At 54.1% G+C, this 22,031-nt stretch carries 18 protein-coding genes; 16 read left to right on the top strand and 2 right to left on the bottom strand.

The window, feature by feature from the left end; genetic code table 11:
• The first annotated feature begins 1 nt into the window (after position 1).
• From PN498_RS14055 to PN498_RS14000, 12 genes are all read left to right on the top strand, one after another.
• Positions 2–1,675: a phage tail sheath C-terminal domain-containing protein gene (locus tag PN498_RS14055; protein WP_272063441.1), complete on the top strand. Its 1,674-nt coding sequence runs from the start codon at positions 2–4 to the stop codon at positions 1,673–1,675.
• A gap of 9 nt (positions 1,676–1,684) precedes the next feature.
• Positions 1,685–2,260 carry a hypothetical protein gene (locus PN498_RS14050; RefSeq protein WP_272063440.1) on the top strand — a complete coding sequence of 192 codons (576 nt, stop codon included), beginning with the start codon at positions 1,685–1,687 and terminating at the stop codon, positions 2,258–2,260.
• 246 nt (positions 2,261–2,506) lie between these two features.
• Complete coding sequence (locus PN498_RS14045; RefSeq protein ID WP_272063439.1) at positions 2,507–2,974, top strand: hypothetical protein; 468 nt, start codon at positions 2,507–2,509, stop codon at positions 2,972–2,974.
• A complete protein-coding gene (locus PN498_RS14040) occupies positions 2,971–4,377 on the top strand; it encodes a hypothetical protein (protein ID WP_272063438.1) in 1,407 nt (468 codons plus the stop codon). Before PN498_RS14045 ends, PN498_RS14040 begins: the two co-directional genes overlap by 4 nt.
• Before the next feature lie 45 nt (positions 4,378–4,422).
• Positions 4,423–4,962, top strand: a complete 540-nt coding sequence (locus tag PN498_RS14035; RefSeq protein WP_272063437.1) for a hypothetical protein — start codon at positions 4,423–4,425, stop codon at positions 4,960–4,962.
• A 115-nt stretch (positions 4,963–5,077) separates the two neighbouring features.
• Entirely contained in the window at positions 5,078–5,470 is a 393-nt protein-coding gene (locus tag PN498_RS14030) for a hypothetical protein (protein ID WP_272063436.1), read from the top strand.
• 4 nt (positions 5,471–5,474) lie between these two features.
• Positions 5,475–7,706, top strand: a complete 2,232-nt coding sequence (locus tag PN498_RS14025) for a peptidoglycan-binding protein (RefSeq protein ID WP_272063435.1) — start codon at positions 5,475–5,477, stop codon at positions 7,704–7,706.
• Positions 7,707–7,874: 168 nt separating this feature from the next.
• Positions 7,875–8,084 (top strand): hypothetical protein, encoded by a 210-nt coding sequence (locus PN498_RS14020; protein WP_272063434.1) that lies wholly within the window; start codon positions 7,875–7,877, stop codon positions 8,082–8,084.
• 52 nt (positions 8,085–8,136) lie between these two features.
• Positions 8,137–9,291, top strand: coding sequence for a tyrosinase family protein (locus PN498_RS14015; protein ID WP_272063433.1), 1,155 nt, complete (start codon positions 8,137–8,139; stop codon positions 9,289–9,291).
• 18 nt (positions 9,292–9,309) lie between these two features.
• Positions 9,310–10,389 (top strand): hypothetical protein, encoded by a 1,080-nt coding sequence (locus PN498_RS14010; protein ID WP_272063432.1) that lies wholly within the window; start codon positions 9,310–9,312, stop codon positions 10,387–10,389.
• A gap of 79 nt (positions 10,390–10,468) precedes the next feature.
• Positions 10,469–11,275 (top strand): phage baseplate assembly protein V, encoded by an 807-nt coding sequence (locus tag PN498_RS14005; protein ID WP_272063431.1) that lies wholly within the window; start codon positions 10,469–10,471, stop codon positions 11,273–11,275.
• Positions 11,276–11,304: 29 nt separating this feature from the next.
• Positions 11,305–11,634 carry a hypothetical protein gene (locus PN498_RS14000; RefSeq protein ID WP_272063430.1) on the top strand — a complete coding sequence of 110 codons (330 nt, stop codon included), beginning with the start codon at positions 11,305–11,307 and terminating at the stop codon, positions 11,632–11,634.
• Positions 11,635–11,964: 330 nt separating this feature from the next.
• Here the strand turns inward: PN498_RS14000 and PN498_RS13995 are convergent, their stop codons facing one another.
• On the bottom strand, positions 11,965–13,137 hold the full coding sequence (locus tag PN498_RS13995) for a hypothetical protein (RefSeq protein ID WP_272063429.1): 1,173 nt from the start codon (positions 13,135–13,137) through the stop codon (positions 11,965–11,967).
• A 90-nt stretch (positions 13,138–13,227) separates the two neighbouring features.
• Complete coding sequence (locus PN498_RS13990; protein ID WP_272063428.1) at positions 13,228–13,839, bottom strand: Uma2 family endonuclease; 612 nt, start codon at positions 13,837–13,839, stop codon at positions 13,228–13,230.
• 121 nt (positions 13,840–13,960) lie between these two features.
• Between PN498_RS13990 and PN498_RS13985 the strand changes: the two genes are divergently transcribed.
• Genes PN498_RS13985 through PN498_RS13970 form a run of 4 tightly spaced genes read left to right on the top strand, consistent with a single transcriptional unit; the run spans position 13,961 to position 22,018 of the window.
• Positions 13,961–14,440: a GPW/gp25 family protein gene (locus PN498_RS13985; RefSeq protein ID WP_272063427.1), complete on the top strand. Its 480-nt coding sequence runs from the start codon at positions 13,961–13,963 to the stop codon at positions 14,438–14,440.
• Positions 14,441–14,451: 11 nt separating this feature from the next.
• Positions 14,452–16,065 (top strand): baseplate J/gp47 family protein, encoded by a 1,614-nt coding sequence (locus tag PN498_RS13980; protein ID WP_272063426.1) that lies wholly within the window; start codon positions 14,452–14,454, stop codon positions 16,063–16,065.
• A gap of 10 nt (positions 16,066–16,075) precedes the next feature.
• Positions 16,076–21,028 carry a hypothetical protein gene (locus PN498_RS13975; RefSeq protein WP_272063425.1) on the top strand — a complete coding sequence of 1,651 codons (4,953 nt, stop codon included), beginning with the start codon at positions 16,076–16,078 and terminating at the stop codon, positions 21,026–21,028.
• 45 nt (positions 21,029–21,073) lie between these two features.
• Positions 21,074–22,018 (top strand): hypothetical protein, encoded by a 945-nt coding sequence (locus PN498_RS13970; RefSeq protein WP_272063424.1) that lies wholly within the window; start codon positions 21,074–21,076, stop codon positions 22,016–22,018.
• Positions 22,019–22,031: the final 13 nt, after the last annotated feature.

Below are 22,031 nucleotides of genomic sequence, written 5' to 3'. Positions count from 1 at the left end.
TATGGAAACGGTTTTACCCGGCGTATTTATTGATGTCAGACCAGAGGGTCTGATTGTGCCCGGTCGAGTCACGGTCGGCAATATCGGCATTGTCGGTACTGCCAGTAAAGGCCCAGTCGATGAACCCGTCATCCTGGGTAGCTACGCTCAGGCTCGTCAAATCTTTGGTGCCTACGATGCCTGGAATGATGGTACTGCCGAATTGACTTTGGTGCGTGCCTTAGAAATTGCCTACAATCACGGGGCAACAACGGTAGTAGCAGTGCGAGTGGCAAACGGGGCCCAAGCCTCTAGCTACGCCTTGAATAGCGGAGCCGCGACTCCGGCAGTGCTATTGACTGCTGCAAGCCCTGGTACTTGGGGTGACGGTTTGTCAGTCAATGTTTCTCCTGCTGAACAAGACGCCTTCATCGAAGGTGAAACCGTCGAAGTGGGGGCGGACATGACGCTCACCCATACAGAAATCATCGAGAGTGCCCGTAATCGCATTTTAGTGAATGGGCGATCACGCAGACTGTCCTACGACCTCGGCGACATTATGCCAGAGGACCTGCCTGCGGGTTTCATCGGCGTCAACCGCACAACGGGAGCACTGGCATTTCCCACTGGAGAAGCCCCCGAAGCTGGAGCAGATGTCATTGCCTCCTATGCTACGGCTGCTGCCGCCGTGCAGGTTACTGTCCGGTATGGTCAAGCCGAAGAAGTCTTCACCGTTGTCAACGGCAATGATTTGATTCGCGATATCAGCGACCCGGTGCAAGGATCGACCTTGGTCACAGCGTCGTTAGTGGGAGCTGATGGAACCGGTGCTTTGCAGGCGAGTGCTCAGCCTAACGCCTTTGCCCCCTTCCAAGGCGGCACCAATGGCGCAAGTGGAGCCAATTATCAGGTCGGACTGGATTTGCTCTTGGATGAAGAGGTCCAGATTATTCTGGCAGCGGGACAGGATGAGACGTTTGGCGATGAGCTGGATGCTCACTGTCAGGTTGCGTCGAGTGATGCTGTGCGGCGCGATCGCATCGCGGTTGTGGGCACGCAGGCCTTGAATAACGATCGCAGTGCTTCTGTCTCTCAAGTGACAAATCACACTCTGGCGAGCGATCGTGTCGTTCTAGCGGCCCCCGGTATCACCGTCGCGGATAACGCAGTGTCGCCCCCCGTCAATGTGACCCTGCCGGGAGCCTATGCAGCAGCGGCGATCGCGGGCCTACTCTCCAGCTACTCCCCCCACATTAGTCTCACCAATAAGACTCTGCGGGTGGGCGGCTTGGAGCACCGATATAACAGCGCCGAACTCGCCCAAATTGTCCGCAGTCGTGTGTTGGCACTGGAATCTCGTCAGGGTTTCCGCATTGTGCGCGGTATTACCACCGCCACCAACACCGCTTGGACGCAAATCACAACCCGACGGATTGTGGACTTTGCCAAGTATGGCGTTCGCTCAGCCGCGAATCCCTACATTGGCTTGCTCAACAACAACCGAGTTCGCGGAGCACTGCGGGCAACGATCAATAGCTTTTTGGCCAGCATGGTCACCGACGAAATGTTGGTCAGCTATGAGCTAGACGTATCTGCGACCCGAGAGCAGGAGCGTCAGGGCATTGTGCAGGTGGTGATGACCCTGCGCCCCACCTTCAGCATCGATTTCATCCAAGTCACTATGTTCCTCGAATAAGGAGACGCCATGCTAGTCAACGTTTACAACGGTGCCAACGGTACCCTTACCTTAGCCAGCGTAGATACCCCAGAAGGTCAGGACGCCGATGCCGTTATCGAATCCTACGATATTCGAACGGTCGGACGAGTCACGGGCATCGAAGTTTGTGTGCAGACCGACTTGGAAGAATTTCACGAAATTGGACGGCGCCACGCAGTCTCTCTGCATCCTGGCAACATTCATATCAGTGGCAAAGTGCAGCGGGCCTATATCAATGGCGCATTACTGTTCCTGTTACAGGGGCGCGGTTCACTACCTACAGAGGTAGACGAAATCGCAAATCCCTATGTGCAGCCCACCTTCAATATGACGGTAGAACTCTCTGATCCGGCTTTTCCTGGCAATCGAGCAGCCTTGGAAATCGGTCAGGTCAAGTTCCAAAACTGGTCCTACTCTCTACCGGAAGACACCTTTGTGATGGAAAACGCTACTTTCCGGGCTATTTCTATCCGTGTTCTGGATAGCCAAGCACCTGAGGGTGGCGGCGGCGGTGAACCCATTGCCCTCGCCCCTGGATTCGGTGGTGATACGGCAACCGCATAGCCGCTTGAGAAGCCTGACAGCGCGTAGGGGCAGGATGCCTGTCCCATCGCGTTTCTTCAACAGAGACCCTAGAAATCCAATTTTGGATTTTAAGCTATTGCAGACAAAACCCTTGTCATCGTTGGGCTTTGTTGGCTCAACCCAACCTGAAGCTGACTTCTTTGTCATTTCGAGTTCACTGCATAGGGTCGTGTGACGGTGGGCAATGCCCATCCTACAATTTTCTCTCTTTTTCTCTTCTTCACCATGATGTTGACTGCCGAAGCCCTACTCGCGGGTGGCTCTCTCACCCATGAAATTGATATTCCGGCTGAGTTGCTGCGAGAGTCCGACTCAACCACCAACACGCAGGTCAAGCTGCGGCCATTGACGGTGCGGGATTTGCAGCTCATTAGCAAAGCCGCTCAGAACGACGACAGTTTGTCCGCCGCACTGATGATTCAACAGGCATTGGTGGAACCGTCGCTGAAGCGGGAGCAGGTGTCTCAGCTACCGGGAGGACTGGCTCGCTTTTTGGTCGAGCAAATCAACGCCATTAGCGGCATTGATACGCCCCAAGATGAACTGGCAGAAACCGTTCAGGCTCCTCTGGCACGAGCCTGCTTCATTCTGGCGAAGGAATTCGGCTGGACACCTGAAGAAGTCAGCGGTATGACCATCGGTCAAATTCTGCTGTATCTGGAGATGGTGCGAAGTCAGGGAGCGGAGTCATGACGATCGCCCCCCGCCTAAAACAAGCCGTCAGCAAGATCCACCGTCCGTTCAAAGCAGGGCGATCGCCCCAAACCTGGCACCAGCAATTTAACCAGCACATCCAACAGCTCAAACCTCTGCGCCAAGCCTGTGATTGGGTGATTCAGAAAACAACAACACCGCAACTTCAAACTCAGCCTTTGTTAGGCAGTTGCTTGACGGACTTGCTAACGGGATGGGAAACGGAGCGATCGCAGCCAGTTGCCCCCAAGCGAATTGAACGCCCAACCCCCCTGACTTCTCCCGCTCCGAGCGCCACATCTCCAGTCAATCGCCGCTCGACTCCTAAACCAGTCCTGCCAAAAGCGACCCCGTCAACCAATGCGACTCTTACCAAAACATCTCAGCGACAGCCACTCTGCGATTTGCCAACCCAAGCAACTCCATCCCTGCTAAAAACGCTGACTCAAGAGGCCCAGAATAAAACTTGCCCTCCGTTAGAACCCTCTACTTCCCCCCAAAAGCGTAACGAGACACGACCTCATCCCTGGCTCAAAAAGGAACCCCCAAAGCGCAAGTTTCCCGAGGCGACTCCATCGCCGCCTGCTGATAAAGAGCCTCGTTTCCCCAAACTTCCCTGTTCAGAACAAGACGCTAAACCTTGGTTGGCCCAGGTAGAGCAGCGAGCACAGGCCCCCCTATTTAAAGCATCCCCTCTGCCACCTCAACCTCGGAAGACAGCCCAGGAAAACCCAGAAAAGCACTCGCTTACAGCCCACCTGAAACCGTCGCAACCTAATAGCGACCAGCCTCCAGCCAAAATCGAAAACGCGCGATCGCGTCTCCTACCTGGCGGTCAACAGGTTTCTCGTACCTACCTAACCTGGCTTTTAGACAATCCAACTACCGCTCCCACAACGGCATCAGGACCTTCCCGATCCGCTCCTGATTCTCGTCCGCCTCAGGTCCCCGCGTCTAAACCAGCACAGTTTTCCAAAACAGATTTGCCAGCAGACCCAAAAACGCGATCGCCCTGGAATTTTGATTCCCCAACCCCAGCTCAAAACGGGCATCAACGCGAACCAGTCCTTGCACCGCCAACCCAATTCAATCCAGACGCGCCAACGACAGCGAATTCATCCGATGACACATCGCGATCGCACTCTCACCAAAACAATCAGCACCCCACCCCTCAACCCGCACAGCCCCATCCCTTTCTAGAACCCACAGCGACCTCATTACCCTCTCCTGCACTGCCCAACCTCTTGTCCCCCTCCCTTACATCACCCTCTCCCGTCACCCTCTCAGACACCCGAGCCAACGAATGTAAGCCCCCCCCAAACCCCGAAGATCTCAATCTTCTATCTGACAAGATCCAGCAAATCCTCACCGCCGAAGCCCGTCGCCACGGCATCAACTTATAAATTCAAAACTCAAAACTCAAAACGTCCCATTCCCCAGAGGCTCCCATGCGTCCCATGCTCGACGATATTGAACTTCCTCAAGTGCAAGAAATCACCGTCCACGACCAGCGCACCCTGGCAGAGCACAAACCGCCTGGGATGTCCGGCAGCCTCTTGCAAAATTTGGGACGGCGACCGACTTGTCTGCTGTTGTGGGGCGTGACGACGGGACCAGAAGCCGACACGCTAATCGAGCAGCTCGACGACAAGTTTCGGGCAGGAACGCCTGTCACCTTCATCGCCGACATTGTGACTGATTCCGCGATCGAGCAGGTGATTATTGACAACTTGCAGGTACAAGATCTGGCGGGCAAACCCCTGCGATATGGCTATGTGCTCACTCTGCGCGAGTACATCGAACCTGTGAAACCTGAGGATGTTTCGGCACTAAACAGCGACATTTTGGATGACGCCCTGGATGCGATCGACAGCATTACTGATGCCTTGGGATTCACCGATCAGCTGTCTCAGTTCATTGGCCAACTCAACGGCCTCAACGAAGACCTACGGCGTCAAGACATCAACTCAGTGACCGATACCCCGTGATATCAATTGCCGATTTTCAGTTCCCGATTAGAGACCCCTTGAATGGCCATACTTTCAGCTTCAAATCCGTAGCCCCAAAAGAAAACAACGTTTACCCCCTTAATGGAGACTCATCATGGCTGATAACACCTTAGAAAAACTCAACTCTGCCCTCGACAAACTCTCAGATACCCTCGATACCGAAGCGGTGAAAACGGCGTTAGGGCTGATTCCCGATACGCTCAAATCTCCCATCATCGAAGGCTTGAAGCAGGTCTTGGAGGTGGTCAAGACGACTCTCAACGACCTGAAGGACAAAGTCGCCAGCATTGTCAATCTAGAAGACCTTTTCTCCACAACGACTGAGCTTTTGGAAGCAGCGGAAGGTCTTGCGCCTGACCAGTCCAGCACCTTTAACGAGGTACGCTCCGTCGTGCAGACGCTACAGGATGTGCCAGAAGCCCAGCAGGAAATCGAAAACATCCTGACCAAAATTGATGCGATCGTGACCAAGTTAGAAGCCCTCTAAAGCAATGATTCGTCCTGTTCTTGGTGAAATTGAGCTACAGCAGGTGCAGCGCATCGAAACTGATGCCGACCAGGTGTGGACCCAGCACAGCATCCCAGCTCTGGAAGGAGATTTCCTTCAGGGGCTGGGACGCAAGGCGACTTGGGTGAAACTCAGTGGTGTACTGAGCGGAGCCGAAGTGGAGTCTGGGTTAGACGATCTGCGGCAGAAGTTCTATGCGGCTGAACCTGTTGTTTTCGCGGCGGATATCGCTACGGCGACTCAACTCGATCAGGTGCTGATTGAGGAGATGGGCGTGCGGGAACTGGCGGGCAAACCGAGCCGCTTCGAGTATGCCTTTACCCTGCGGGAGTATATTGAGGCCCCTGCTAACAGACAGATTGAACCGCCTGAGCCACCTATAGAACCGCCGCCCTCGCTCGAAACAGGCACGCTCATTGTCGAAGTCATCGTTGAGGGGCGGCCCGATTTTGACTTCAGCACCGTCACGGTAACAGTCGATGGCACCCAAGAAGAAGATGGTCAACGGCTTGACCGCCGACTCACCAATCGCGAGGGCAACATTTGGACAGAAGAAGACTTCCCTCCCGGCAGCTACACCGTTACAGGTCTGGTGAGCGATCCCGAAGCGTTGAGTGATACCAAGTCAGCCATTGTACGACGAGGTCAAGTTACTCAAGTTCAGCTGGTCTTAAGACCTGGGATTAGAATCGCTAAATTTCTCAGGATTCACTTTTGGTTTGATAAAGCTTTTATTGAGCCTTGCTTAAGACCTGTCCTGCGAGAAGTGGCTCAATACCTGAGCGACAACCCAGACGAAAAGCTGCTGATCCTCGGACATACTGATTTGGTCGGATCGGATACCTACAATCAGTCTCTATCAGAACGGCGTGCTCGCAGTGCTTTTGCTTTTTTAACCCACGGACGCGATCCGGTTGCTGCCGTAGCCGAATGGGACCAGCTTAGACGTCCCCGCACTGGAAGTATTCAAACACTACAAGACACTTGGGGAACGCGAGAATATCAATATATTCTGCAAGATTTAGGGTTCTATAAAGGCGCTATTACGGAACGTCACGATGCTGAAACAGACGCCGCTGTGCGAAGGTTTCAGAGAGATCGCGGCTTGACAGCTGATGGAATTGTGGGTGACGACACCTGGCGATCGCTGATTGAGGCTTATCTCAGTCAAGACAATTTGGCCGTTCCTGAAGACAAATTTCTGCCGAATGCCAATGACCAAGGCTGTGATGGTGGCATTCTCAAATGGCTAGGCTGTGGCGAATCTGATCCACTCAGAGATACGGGCGATGCCTGGCGTCCAAATCGTCGCACCGAGTTCCTATTCGTTAGAGAAGATGAGTTACCTAGCCCAGTACGAGAACCTGAAACCTTTGAACTACAACCTCCAGATGGCGCAGGTTCGACTTGGTGCTTAGGAGATAACAGTTCCCCTCGTTGCTGCTTTGTAGAACCTCATGCTCAAGTTGAGGAAAAAGAGGCTTGTCCACCTGGAATTGAAACGTGGACTCGACAACCTGTTAGTCCCGATAAAATCACCGTTCGAGGTACCGTCAAGTTTGCTGATGGTGCACCGTTGATAGATGCTCCCTATGTACTCATCTCATCCGAAGGGGAATATCTGCACAAAAGCGCTGATGGTCAAGCAGATTTAGGAGAGACACCTAATGGTCCTAACCGTGGTCGTCCCGTCGCCGTAAGAAATCGGACAAACGATGCTGGTGAGTTTAGCTATCCGGCTGAAAAGCCCATAGGTGTTTATATTTTTGAGCTGGAAACCGATCTGCCGCTTGTCGCTCGTCTTGAGGAAGATCCTCCGGGTTCAGGAAAAGGAAAAGTCGTTTGCAAACGACTTGATGAAGGTTCCGAATTCAACATCATTGTTGAGCTTCCATTATTGGGACCAACGTCTCTAGAGTTTGTCGAATCAAGCAACATTGAGGCTCTGGTTGATGCAGCTAGCTCAGCCGATACTGTTCGTCTGCGGGCCGATATTCCAGGGCTAGCCGTTGATGAAATTTGGGTCGAGCTTGACAGTCAGGCATTACCTCCAACACCTCGTCCTCCAACAACATCTTCAGTTGAATTTGTAGATCCTAGTGACATTGATAGTGTTGTGCCAGGCGTTAGTTTTAACGACAGTGTTCGCATTCGAGCTGACCTTTTAGGTGTGGCAGGAGATGAGGTTTTTATTGAAGTTTTTAGTTATCAGTGAGAACGTATGCCCTTGTCGGAGTAGCAATAAACATTCACTCAATTCTTTTCCTTTACTCTTCAAAAAAAATTATTTCGGGTGAACTTTCGCTTTTCAAAGATACAAAAATAAATAGGAATTTCTAGTTCGAAGGTACACACTCAAATTACTAGAGTCAAGGAGAACTTAATGTCCAGACAAGAATTCAATTACAAAGATAAAGAAGTCGTTATTGAAACGGAGCAAGAGAATCCCTCACTCGAAATTGATGGCAAGAATATTGCTGTGCAATTCGATCCCAGTTCAAAGACCTATGCGGCAATTGAACGTATGGCCTATGAAGATTACCCGTCATTAGAGGTGCTGGCAAAGGCTTTGATTGACAATCATTTGGATTAAAACTATTTGACGATTTGCTATTGGTATTGATGTTCATGGGTGAGATTTGATCATGGCAGTTCGAAAGAGCATTACCCGTTTAAGTCCGTCAGAAAAGGCTCAATTTGTCCAAGGAGTAAAACTTTTAAAGGCAAATGGCACCTATGACACCTATGTGTCGTCTCATGTTAGCGCCATGGCCACGGCAACTCCTGCTCCTGGCGAAACGCCCAACACAGCAACGCGCAATGCAGCTCATCGAGGTCCTGCCTTTTTGCCCTGGCATCGGGAGTTCATTTTACGGTTTGAGCAAGATTTGCAAGGTGTTCTAAGCGATCCTGATTTTGGCTTACCCTATTGGGATTGGGCTGCTGATGCATCCCTTCCAGATTCAACGGATCCCCTTCGCGTAACGGCTTGGCGCAATGACTTGTTGGGTGGCGACGGTAGTGGTGCTAACAACCATGTCACAACAGGGCCTTTTGCCCACGATCCAGGCGACCCAGATAGTTGGACAATCGTCTCCAGCCCTGGAGACCCCGCCCCCTTTCTGAAGCGGACTCTGGGCCGTCAAGTCCCTACGCTGGGTACGCAAGATCAAGTCAACGCGGCTTTAGCGGTCAGCAGTTACGATGAGTCTCCTTGGGATACTAGTAGCGCTGCTAGTCAGAGTTTCCGCAATCACTTAGAGGGATTTGTACCGTCTCCACCAGGGCTACATAACCGGGGGCATGTCTGGGTTGGGGGGTCGATGCTGCCTGGAACCTCACCAAACGATCCAGTGTTTTTTCTACATCACTGCAACGTTGACCGTATTTGGGCGTTGTGGCAAGCCTGCAATCCCACTGTGCCTTATATTCCTGACAATTCAGTAGCGGATGCTCCACCCGGTCATCGTCTGAACGATCGCATGTTTCCCTGGACAGGCCCTACCGATCGTCGCATTGCTGATTTGTTAGACATTGCCACCCTTGGCTACAGCTACGATGATTTTCATCGAAGATTCGTCAGACTGAGACGAACTACGGGCGATCGCTTTGTCTCTGATCAGGTCATTGAAATTCGCCCTAACTGCGATCGCCAGAACGATACTGCTAGCACCGTCTTTTTACCTGCTACACCAGGAGCTACGATTCGGGCTCAATTCGAGCAAACACAGGCAGGGCCAAATCCAGGCGATGTCGTTGTTTTACGAACTTTGACAGACGAAATCCCAGTCAATCCTTAGTCGCTTTTCGAGTACATCGTGATGCTTAAGCCTGCCTACAAAATCATTTTGGGTCGCAAGTTCATCGACACCACTGATGAACCCAAAGCCAGTACGGTGGTTGACCTCACCGTGAACCTCTGCATGGAGACTCCCGCAGACAGCGTTACCTTACAGCTGGGCAATGTCGGCGGATTGGAGGCAGCGCAGAATGACGAAATCAAGGTAGAGCTAGGGTATGAAGACGAGGAGGAATTGACCCAGGTTATGGTCGGTGCAGTCGTTGCGATCGCCCCCACCCTCACCACCACTGAAGTTGTCGGCCACAGTGCTGCCGCTACCCTGCTGCGAACCTTTGTCGATCAGACCTACGAGAACAAAACGGCAGGGGACATTGTCCGCGATCTGGTGGAGCAGGCCAGCGGTGGCGGGAATACCAGCGACAGCGCTACGGCGATCGCCAATGACGTTGCCGGAGCCATCACCGGCTCACCCAGTCGTACCCCCCTCGAAATCGACACCGCTGAAGACGGTATCACCTTCCCTGCTTACGTCATAGACAGTCGCCGCAGCGCCTACCACCACATGCGAGACCTGGCCGACCTCTGTGGCTTTGACCTATACATCAACGCAGACGGCAAACTCGTTTTTGAAAAATTTGTTAGCGGCAAAACCGTACACGTCTTCGAGTACGCCAAACACATCATTCATTTAGAAGTGGCCCAAGAGCAGCCCCGCGCGGGTGAAGTGCAGGCTTGGGGCGAAAGTCCCGGCGGCAGTCGTGGTGGTGAAGCCTGGGCCTGGCTCACCAAAGACTTCAGCGGCTCCAGAGGCACCGCAGGCAGCGGTAGTCCCACTGTGTTATTGGAGCGATCGCCCCTCCGCACTGCCGACGCCGCCCGCACCGCTGCCGATGCCTTCTCTAAAGACCTTCAACGACGCACTCTACACGGCAAACTGCGCGTCCTAGGCAATCCCCAGGTCAAACTTGGCGACGCCATTCGCCTCGACGCCCTGCCCAACGTCGATCTGAACCAACTCTACCAAGTCCGCGGCATCACCCACCGCATTACCAAACACGCCGGATTCACCACCGAGATTACCTTCCGCAGCTTCTAAGCAATTCAAAATTCAAAACTCAAAATTTCCAACGGCTTCTTCCCTACTCCCTGCATTCCCTATTCGCTTCCCCCTTCCCATGTCTACCCTAATCTCCAGCCTACAAACCATCATTCGCCAAGAACTGCGATCGCTCCGCATTACCGAAATAGGCCTTGTCGAAACGGTATATCCTCACAGCGCTAGCAGCGACGACGACAACTATGGCTGCGACGTGCGTCTCAAAAACAGCGGCCTGTTGCTGAAGCGTGTCCCCATTGCCACGGGGCACATTGGTACCGTTGCCATTCCCAACGAAGGAGATTTGGTGCTGCTAGCGTTTGATCGGGGGGACGTCAACCAGCCGATTGTTATCGGACGCCTTTACAATGACGCTGATCGCCCTCCGTTGAACAATCCTGATGAGGTGATTTTTCGGCTGCCTTTGGCTGAAAGCGACGATAAGTCTGTGCTAGCCGCCATTCGCAACATTGAGGCCAACGACCCGGCACGGGAAATGCTGGTCGAAATGCCGCCCAAGATTACCCTACAGGTGAATGATGATTCGGTAAGGGCGATCGCGGGCAATACCGAAATGCGCCTCGATCAGCCCGGTAGCAGCGGCGGTACAGTCACTGTTCTGGCTGGACGGACCAAAATCACGATGAATCAGGACGGTGACCTCACCATTGAGGCTGCCGGAGCCATGACCCTTAAAGCCACACGCGATCTCACCCTGGAGGGTCAGAGCGTCAAAATCACCGGACAAACTGCTGTAGACATTGAAGCCAATACCCAAGCCAGCCTTAAGGGCAACCTGGGCGCAACCGTGGATGGCGGCATTGCTGCTACCGTTCGCGGAGCCACCGTTGGCATCAAAGGCATCACGTCTTTCTCTCCCTCTTAACTCCCCATCTTTGTCTTTTCCTAAGAACCATGCCTGGTCCCCCCGTTTCCATTGGCTGTGCGGTCATCATCACCCCCGGAGCCGCAGGTCCTCCCGATTCCGGCACGATCATCAGCATCTTTCCACCCCTGATTACTGCAAATGGGCTACCCCTCGCGACAACGGGCTCCCTCTGCACAATGATCAATTCCCTGACGGGCGTTCCTTACCCGCTTGTTATTGGCCCCATTGCTAGCACTGGCGTCACCGTGTCAGGCCGCGGTCTTGTACGGCTGGGCGACGTGATCCCTACGCCTCCTGGTGTGTTGACCATCTTGGGGCCTCCCGCTGCTCCGTTTATCTTGGACCGCTCTCCGTAGCTCAAAGGACTGACTTGTATTCAGCACAATATCCTGCATTTGCCCCCCTTAAATCTTCCAGATCTGGGAGACTTCGATCTCAGAATCCCATAAATTTGCTATCACTTAGACAAAAGTGGTCAAAGCCTCAGACGATAGGGCTTCTGGCTGCTGCTTACAACGGTTCATAAGACGACCCTATTGGCTTCGTTAAAGCGGGCGACTGGGGGAAATTTCGCTTGCCCCCAAGACCCCTAGCTTCGCGCGTCCTTCGGCCAACGACCAGGACGAATCCGCCGTCGTGAACCTCCCAGAAAAGATGTAAGGAGTAATGTCAGCTCGATTAAAGCATCATTCGCTAGATTGAGGGTGAGTGGTGTCGGCAAGTTGTTGAGCAATTGTTTGCCAGTCTTGTCGAGTTTGTAGCGATGGACTCGCCTGCAAAACATGGCCCTGAGAATCGTATCGAGCGATTTCACGATCGCCTGTTTTCGCTAAGACCGTGAAAATTTCGGCTGCGTCATCCTGCATTAGGACATAGCGTTTGCCGTCTGCAATTTCTAGGTTCGGACTGGCATGAGTAGTGCGATTTCGCTGTTGGGCGATCGCAAAGGCGCGGCGCAGAATCGGATAAATTGCTGTGGCCCACTGCTGATCAGCAATCGTCCTAACTCCCGCTTCTAGCGTGACCTGCTCCAACGCCTCAGAAAGGTCAAACTTAGCTATCCAGGAGTGTAGGTACTCGTAATTCAAGCTCTCCTGCTGAGCTTTAAGAATGCCCAGCACATCTCGCCACTGCTTTTGTGACTGAATCCGTTGGCCCCATCGCAGCTTACTGATCACCAAATCCTCAGGAGAAATCAAATAGATAGACGTTTCATTCATTAACCGGTAAGACTGCCGCCGCGCTAGCTTGAGCCGCTCGTACTCATCCTCATCAGCAATGACAAGATCTGCGCGAGAAATGGTGTCAATTTGAGTGATCTGCAAGGTTTGCAGTTGTCCACTCACCGCATCCTCCACGCCAGGAACATAAAACCCGGCCTGTTCCAAAGTATTGGCTAACGCTGGCAGTCCGTCTCTAGCAAGGAACATGACGATATCCAAATCTTGAGTGGTACGCGATTCACCGTATGCGATCGCGGCAACGCCACCCGTCACGTAGTAGGGAATATTCTCTGCCTCAAGAATTGGGTGGAGATCGGCTGCCAGCTGGATCGAATCCTGAATCCAGGTCAAGTCTGAACCTCCTGGAATGTAATTAGGCGGACAATACTCTTGCAGCCAAGCCTCAGCAATTTTGCGAGCAAACTGTTGAGGACTGAGATGTGAAAATCGCTGATGGAAGCCATTCAGGGAAAACTGGCGAGCACTGCGGGTCAGTTGTGCCCCCATCTGCAAGCGCTCAATGACGGTCTTCTGACGCAGCAGATGAAAGCACAGCAAATCCGTCTCAAGTCCCGTATCCTCGGCCTGAGTTCGATAACCTGGGGGCGCTGACAGAGGCAGAATTTGAGTCGCCATGAGGGTCATGCAGCAATTGTTCTGATTCTAATGGATGTAGGAGCTACAGCCGCTTCACAACTGGGTTGTTGCTTACCGTCCGAGACGCCCTCATTCAGGCTGTACTGTTTGGCGAATGATTTCTCGGAAGTCCATCACAGCGTCAAACTGTTCGTTGGGTCTGACGTAGCTGGCAAGCAGGGCAAAGTCCAGTTCGGGTAACAGTTCACTGGCTTCGACTAACTCATATCCGGTTTTACGCAGGCGGTACAGCAAAAACTGTCCGGCCTGCCATTGCCAAACTTCAGTAACTCCCAGCCCTTGATAAATATTCAGCTTATCGATCAGTCCGCTCGTAATAACGACTTCGATCGCGAGATCCGGAAACTCTTTTTTAACCCCCAGACAATAACACTCGTCAGGTTCCAACCCGCACTGCTTGGCGGCCTTATGAAACGTGGTTGAACCGCCTGCGTGAAAGCGGGTGCGTGTCTCCTGCAAATACGCTTCCAGCAGCATCCCAATCATCTTTTTGAGGTCTTCATGTTCTGGAGAGTTAGTCATAATCTCCAAAGTGCCCTCCAGGTAGTTCATCCGCAGCGTTGGAAAGCTATCTCCCAATACATCAAGCAGTCCTTCGTACTGCTGCCAGTCCACGCCATACAGGAGCACTCGCTGCTCGTTGCCGACGTTCGGAGATGGGGTCAAGCTCGACAAAGCCATATCTTCTCTGACCTCAAAAGTCTCTTACTTCTAGAATCTACCAAAAGTACCCTGACGGGGTGCCGACGATCGCCCTTCCAATGCCGACAATCGAGGAGATGATACGGGCGGTGAATGTGAGATGCCTGAATCAAATGAGCGCTGGGGTCAGGATCTGAGACTGCTCAGCAACTTGGATCGACAGATTGGGCGCGATCGCGGAGCCGACTTGTCAACCCTATCTAGCACTGCTCCTGTCAACGTTGCTATTTCGGCAGATCGACCCGTTGATTTGGCGACGCTGACAGCCGACGACAACTTGAAGCAAGCGCTGCTGCTGCGATTTTTGACCCCGTTTGGCGAGCTGGCATCACTGGGACATCCCACTTATGGATCGCGGCTCTACACCCTGATTGGGGAATTGAATAACGATGTCAACCGCAATCGAGCCAAGGTGTACGTCCTGCAAGCGTTAGCAGCTGAACCCCGGGTGCAAGAAGTGCAATCCGTGAGGGTGACCACGAATGCGAGCGATCGCACCCGCATCGACATCGACATTTCCCTGATTCCGATTCACAGCGACACTCCCCTAAATCTTGTTTTCCCCTTCTTCCTTGAGTGAGGTATCCGGTCGTGACTCCTGAAACCGTCCATCTCATTGAACGCCTTTACCCTGAAATTCGCGATGACTTGCTAGTCGCGCTAGTGGGTGGTGTAGTCAATGAGCCGATTCTATTTGACGACAAAGTTGATTTCTATCCGCTGGCTCAGCCTGCTCAAGGGGTTCGCAGTATTACAGGCACCGCCACCTTGGAAGCAGGCCAACCGCCCCAGCGCTTCTTTCAGCGGGATATTGACTTTGAGTACAGCAGCGGCGACAACGCCATTATTTGGCTGGAAGGGGGTACTTGGCCCGACGACGACTCAGTATTCTATGTGGACTACTTCGCTGAGGGCAGCCGATCGCCCCTTACGGATATCAATGTGGGCAGCGTAGGCCGCACGATTTGCGAGGCGATCGGACGCGAGATGGCGGTGGTTTACCAGCAGGTGAATGAAACCTATCGTTCGGGCTTTATTGATACAGCCCAGGGGCGATCGCTGGATTTGGTCGTCTCGATTCTCGGCATCACTCGCAAAACCAAAGACTTTGCCGTAGGTCAGGTAACCTTTTTCCGGGATCCGGCAGTGGACGGCGGCATCAGTATCCCTATCGGCACTTTGCTGACGACCGCTAAAGGCGAAGCGACCTTTGTTACAACCCAGTTGCGGACGCTTCAGCGCGGACAGGTTCGCATCGACGTGCCTGTGCGGGCGGGCGATGCATCGCGAGGTGAGGTGGGTCTAGTCGCTGCCGACAGCATCACGGTATTAGTGCAGCCCATTGCGGGAATTTCCCGCGTCAACAATTTTGAACCTCTGGCGCTAGCAGCGGAAGATGAGACTGACGAAGACTTGCGATCGCGGGCCAAAGCTGCCCTCCGAGGATTAGGCAAGGGTACCCTAGCAGCCCTGATTCAGGTCATCGCCGAGCAGCGAGCCAAGCTGACGGAGGTGTGGGAACCCAACGGTCCCCCGGCCCGACAGACGCCCCCCGGCATTGTGTCGCTGCTGGTGGAAAGTGAGCCAGAGCGGTTTCCCAGCCTGCAAGCGGCTGTAGCCCAAACTCGCGCAGCAGGGGTTCAGACATCACTCGTAGCCCGCTACATTTTCTTCAAACCCCGCTTGACCGTGAGTTTGATTGGCGACCTGTCCGATTCAAATAAGGCCAAAGTACGGAATGACGTGATTGACGCAATTCGGCAGGCAGTGGAAGCGTTGGGCAGTGGCGAGGCGATCGCCGCTAGCGCAGTTTTGGAGGCGATCGCCACAGTCAAAGAAGTTGCCACGAATGAAACAGGACAGCCCATTGTGCGGTTTTTAGACGTTATGACCTGGCAAGCCGACGTGGGTCAGCCCAGCACGGCAGATTTGACAGACGCTCTAGTGACGGCTATGCAAAGCGTGCCCCCGACCGATTTAGCTGCCCAGAAAGCCGCGATCGATCAGGTCCTGCTGGCCGAAGGCCCCTCCCTGGTTCCCACTGGACAGCGGTTACCCAACCGCAGCTTGATTCAAACGTTGGACGGCAATCCCGCTCAGGACGGAGACATCGAAGCAGCCGAATTCCAGGTTATTGCTGAAATTGACGGTCAGCCCTGGTGGATTGTGCTGGATTTAGACCCCACTGACGTATTGCTGGCGTAGGAGTAGGCCCATGGTAACTAAGACCAATCGTATTCTCAGCTATTTGCCCAGCACCTTTCGGACTCAGCCTGCCGCAACCGTGCTGAAGCAGCTTATTGACACCTTTGGACAAGATCTGCTGGCAGCAGACAATAGTTTGGCGGAAATTCTGGCGGCGCATTTTGTGGATTATGCTGATCGCGCCGTCATGAGAGTGGGCGATCGCATCCTTCCCGCCGAGATCGATGACTTAGCAAAAATCGCTGCTCTGTACGGGTTAGCGCCTCGACGAGAAGCAGATCTGTCCGGTCGCGAATTGGCCCCCGGAGAAGACCGAGGCGACATTATCGAATCTGTGGAAGCCTTTCGAGCGCGGCTCAAGCGCTATGTTCGGACCTTTCTGGAAGGCACCGTCACTATTCAAGGCATTCTACGAGTGGCAGCGGAAGCGCTAGTGCTGGAGATTGCGGATGCTCCGGAGGAGTTGGAAGGCTGGTGGCAGCGATCGCAGCCTCTGCTAACCACAACACCTCACTGTGAGGATGCCACAGCCGCAGTCTTTGGGGCACACACAACAGTCACTGGACAAGCCGCCCAAGCTGCCCAAATTATTGGACAGGTTGTCCTTGGCTCCACGCTTGATCTACAAGGAGCCCATCAGCTTTACCTTGAAGTCAACGGTGAGGCCCAGACGATCAACCTGAGTCAAGGTGAAAGCTCTGATGAGGTAGCTGTTTCTGCCATTATCGACATCCTCAATGCGGCTTTTGGAGACGCCAACATTGCTCGTCTCCAGGATGGTGTGCTGGTGCTGACGGCTCCGGGATTTGGCCCCAGCAGCCGCTTGGTGGTTGCAGAGGGGACCAACGATGCTGCCACAGCGCTCTTGGGATTAGATCCCTATGACTATCGCGGCAGTGAAGCGCAGCCGGCTCAAGTGATCGGCGAGATCGCCCTGCCCGCCATGATGGACCTCAGCGCTCAGCGCTACCTGCGCCTAGAACTGGATCGGACTCAAACCGTTGAAATCGACTGTGCTAATCCTGCTGCGCCTGATCAAACCACTCCTGAACAAGTTCAGGCTGCGATTAACCAGATGGTTGGAACTGAGGTAGCAACCCTTGATGAGGGACGGCTAGTGCTCACGTCTCCAACGGTGGGCTTCAACAGCAGCATTGCGCTTCAGCGTCCGTCTGCTCAAGAGGCAACCGACATCTTGTTGGGTACGACAGAGCGATTCTTCTTGGGCCAAGAGGCTCAGCCCGCTCGCATTCTCAGTCGCCAAGACCTAAGCAGCGGCGTGGATCTCAGTGATCAGTCCCAAATTCGCTTTCGCGTCAATGGTGGCAGCAGCCTAATGGTGGACTGCGCGGGCGAGGACCCGGCCAATACTCAACTCTTTGAGATTGTCACGGCCATCAATACCGACACGGGTCGCAATTTGGCGCGTCAGGACGGTCAGTTTCTCAGCCTGGTTTCGCCAACGGTCGGCAACAATAGCCGCTTGACTCTGGAACCCCTACCTGAAGGAGATGCGATCGCGGCTCTCTTTGGCTTTCCTCCCCGCACCATCACCGGCGCAGGGGCACTACCTGCCCGTCTCATCAGCGTTCCTGACGTCGCTGCTTTGATGGATACTCAAGCGCCACGATCGCTTTTTCTAGGCCAGCTTAAGCTCGCGATCGATGGCAGTGCGGCAACCAAGATTCCAGTGCGCATTGAGCTTCTGGACCTGACGGGAACGGACGCCTCGGCCTATCGAGAGCCAATCCTGAATGCCTTAACCGCTGCCATCAATCAGGTTTATCCCGACCTAGCCAGCCATGACGGTGAGCGGCTAATGCTCACGTCCACCACCGTGGGCAGCGCCAGTCGCATTGAGCTATTGCCCATCGAAACGACTCAAGAGCGCCCTTTTGTGACGCGGGTGGCGATTTTGAATGATGCGGTGCGATCGCTCTTTGGTCGCCCTCGTTTAGAAGCATCCGGTACCGCTGCCACCGCAGCTCGTCTAGTGGGCATGGTCGATCTCAGTCGCGGCAAAGATCTGAGCACTGACCGCCATATACGAATTCAAGTAGATGAGCATTCAGCTTGGGACATTGACTGCGCTGGACTGCGCCCCCGCGTAACCCTGCTATCAGACGTTGTTGCGGCAATCAACGCTGTGAGCCAGCAGGCAATCAATGCTGATATTGCCAGCGCTGCGGGCCGCTTTCTGCTGCTGACATCGCCCACCACCGGAGCCCATAGCCGCCTCGTTCTAGAACCGTCTCAAGCAACGAACGCGCTACCTGCCTTAGCCCTGCCCGCGACGACGACACGGGGACAAGATGCCACCAGCGTCACCGTGGTTGGCACCGTTGCCCTCAGCGATGGCATCGATCTGCCTGCCGGAGCTGCTCTCCGCATCCAGGTGGATCAGATGGAGTCCGTCACCGTCACGCTCACTCCAGAAGCAGCTCGGCTCAATTTGGATGAGATTCTCCTAACAATTAATCAGCAATTGGCGCGGGTCGTGGCGCAGACCGACGGACAGCATCTTGTTTTGACATCGGCGACGATGGGGACTGAGAGCGTTATTGCGTTGGATATTCCTGAAACCGGGATCGACGTGACGGCTGATTTGCTGGGCTTTGCCGCTCCTCGGAGCTACCAGGGACAGGCTGCCCAAGCCGCCAAAGTGAGCAGTCAGAGCGATTTGCCATCAACGCTGGAGTTGTCAGCACGCCACATTGTCGATATCGCCGTTGATAATCAGCCAACAAGAACCGTTGACTTAACCCAAGGCATTAGTGACGCCAGTGCTGTGCCTCCAGCGACCGTGGCGATCGCCCTCAACCAAGCCTTCGAGGGTACCGAAATTGCCACAGTGGTGAATGATCGCCTCGTGCTGCGATCGCCCACGACAGGATTGAACAGTCGCCTGGTGCTGACGCCCCATAGTGGGGCAGACGCGACAGCCCTGCTATTTGGGGAGAGCGATCGCCAAGCCCAGGGAAGCGATCCGGCTCCGGCAGTGCTGGTGGGAGAGGCTGACCTGACCACTTCCATTGACCTCACCCAGGGGAGTCAACTGCGGCTGCAAGTGGATGACCAGAGTCCAGTCGATATTGAGGTCGTTGGGGCGACTCCGACCAACACCTTTGGGGATGAAGTTATGGCCGCCATTAATGCGGTATATCCCGAGTTAGCAGCGCTCACACCAACCGGACAGCTCCAACTCACGTCACCCACGGCAGGGGAAACCAGTCGGCTGGCAGTCTTTCCCCAGCGCTATCTAGAGCTAGTGGAATATGTGCCGACCCCAGCGATCGCGCCATCTCAATCCGTGCGGCACGGCGATCGCTGGTCACTACTCAATGGCAGCGTCACAGAATCTACGGCAACGGTGGAAATCCACGCCCCCCAGGGGACTGTCGGCCCTGCTTTGGTAAACATGACATCAGGCTGGCAAATCAGAGTCCTGTCTCTAGTCGATGCCGGTGAAACACTGATTTTGCAGGCGCAGGGAGACCATCTCCACGCCCGCATTCGATCCGTTGCTGGAGAAGAACGCTCCGTCAGCTCTGACAAGCTGCTGGTGGGACCCATTGGGACTCAGGTGCTGGTGCCATTCACCGGAGCCTATCCCTTTCGATTGGACGGACAGCAGCAAACCGCGTTGCAGTTGAACACGCCCCAAGCCTCCCATATTCTGCGGTTGAAGGCAGCGTCTCAGTTCGCAGCGGACCTAACGATCACGGTGAAACCCCATGAGCTTTCAGATGCGATCGCCCTCCCCGCTCCGGGTGACGCTATTCGCTTGTCAGGACGACTTCAGCTTTCTCCCGTACCCAGGTTGGTGGATGGGGAAGGCAATGACCTAATTCACCTGCGACCCCATGCCGACCTGGAGCTAGCGTCCTATGACACTCAGGTGGTCACTGTTGTCGGTTCCCTCTATGGCGATCAGCCGCCGCTGCTAGAGGTGCACCAAATCCATGCCTTGTTTGATGTAAAGGTTTACTACCCTCCCGAAAATCCGAATGCAGCCGTTGAAGAGTATTTTCAGGTGACCATCGGCGCAGACGATGAACAGTCACTCAGCCAGCAGGTTAATGCACGTTCCCAGCGGCTAACGGCGGAGTTACTGCCAAAATCGGGCGGGTTACGGTTACCCCTGGGTCCGTCTCACTGGCAATATTTGGACTGCTACAGCAGTCGATTCAATCAAGCCGATTTCAATCAAGCGTACTTTGCGGGCGATCGCTGTCGAGAGCGCGGCATCTTCAACGTCAGTCGGTTTGTCCACGAGCCACCCGAGTTGGTGGAGGCCGTCTTCACTGGAGAAATCAGTGTTGAGCCGCCCGTTCTCGTCCATTTTTCCTGGCTCAGCCATCAACCCGGCAGCTTCGAGGTGCATCTTCCTGCCGATCTGCCACCGCGCTTTGGCGGGCGCTTCAACGAAGCCCGCTTTAGCCAAAGTGTCGGACAGCCAGAACGGTATTCCGATGCAGTTCTGGAAACGACGGGCAACACCAATTTCGATGCTGCTCATAGCTTAGTGCCGCGAGTCAACCAGGGGACTCAGCAATCCACCATCGTCAAAGCTCAAATCGTAGACCGCGTGCCCTTGGGATGGGCTGCGGTGGAAGTGCCCTTCCGACGACCTCAGGTGCTGACATTGGGCAGCCGTGACGCAGCCGCTCGTATTTATCTCAAAGATCCTGACGTCGCCAATCAATTTGTTCTGTTAGAGGCCAAGGCTGTAGGCGTCTGGGGCAACGAGATTGCCGTCTCCGCTCGTCCCGCTGGTCAGGGGATGTATGAGGTGGCGATCGCCTACCAAGCCAGCCGTTTCGAAAATGCTCGTCAGGTGGTTCTCGGCAATCCTCTCCCGGCTTCGACTCAGGATCTGCTCGAACCCAGCCCCATCGGTATTTTGCAAGCCAAAGCCGCTGGTGTCAAAGCCACCGTCACTCGCGATACCTGTCATCCCTAACGTTTCGACATCCGAAGTTCAAAGTTCACTTAAAAGGAGATTCCTATGCAAGCCAACATGCAGACTGACACAACCCCTTACGATACGTTCAACCCCGGTGAACTGATCGCCGCCGAGCGTCTGAACGCCATGCAGGTCGCCATCAAAGAAGACATTCATGCCAAGGTGGAAACCGTTCAAGACGATTTGGATGAGTTCAAAGAGCAGCCTGTGGATGCCGACACGTTCGGAGGTCAAACGCCAGACGAATGGAAGGCTTACTATGATGAACGCTACGTGCTGAAAGCTGACCTAGAAGGCAGCCTGGGTCAATACCGCCGCTATTTCAAGCAGTTGGCCTTACCTTCCGGTACGCCCTTGCCGGCACTGATTGAACACAACCTGGGTCGCTATCCCGTCGTCAGCCTGTTTGAACTAGCCGAACTGCGCGGTGAATTAGCAGAACTGCGCGGTGGTGGAGATCCCAACGAGACCGAGGTTGTAAGGGACGCCGATAAGATTCCCGTCAAATTTCTGGTCTACTACGCAGGGCACCGTGACCCGGATGCCGCAAGGTTGATGACCCGTGCCGGTACCGATGCACTGCACTGGGGCGACCCAATTCAAGACATCCTGGATCAGTTTGGCCTGCAGGTGACGGATACTCAGTATTTCGATGATGTCCTGAATGACCTGTGGGGCAAAATATTTGACCCAGGACTAGAGCAAGACCACTTCCGCCGCAATTCCTACGGACATACCAAATACGTTCAAGATCAGCTCTTAGGCAACAGCCGCACGGTGAAAGAGTTGAAGGATGGCGGTGTTTGGCCTGATCTGCGCTTAGCCATTCGCCCCCAGATGATCCCGACCAATATTTCATTTGACTCGTCTGAACGAGCCGACAATGCCCCAGTTCCTAACACCGTTCAGGTCTTTCATTTAAGCCAAAATCTGTTAGAAATTCGCGCTCAAAACAAAATCGACCTTATGGTCGTTCTGCGAACCTAGCTTTTGGGGCTAA

Source organism: Oscillatoria sp. CS-180, from assembly GCF_028330965.1.
Classification (GTDB): domain Bacteria; phylum Cyanobacteriota; class Cyanobacteriia; order Phormidesmidales; family Phormidesmidaceae; genus Halomicronema.
This window is presented reverse-complemented; position numbering and strand designations above follow the sequence as displayed.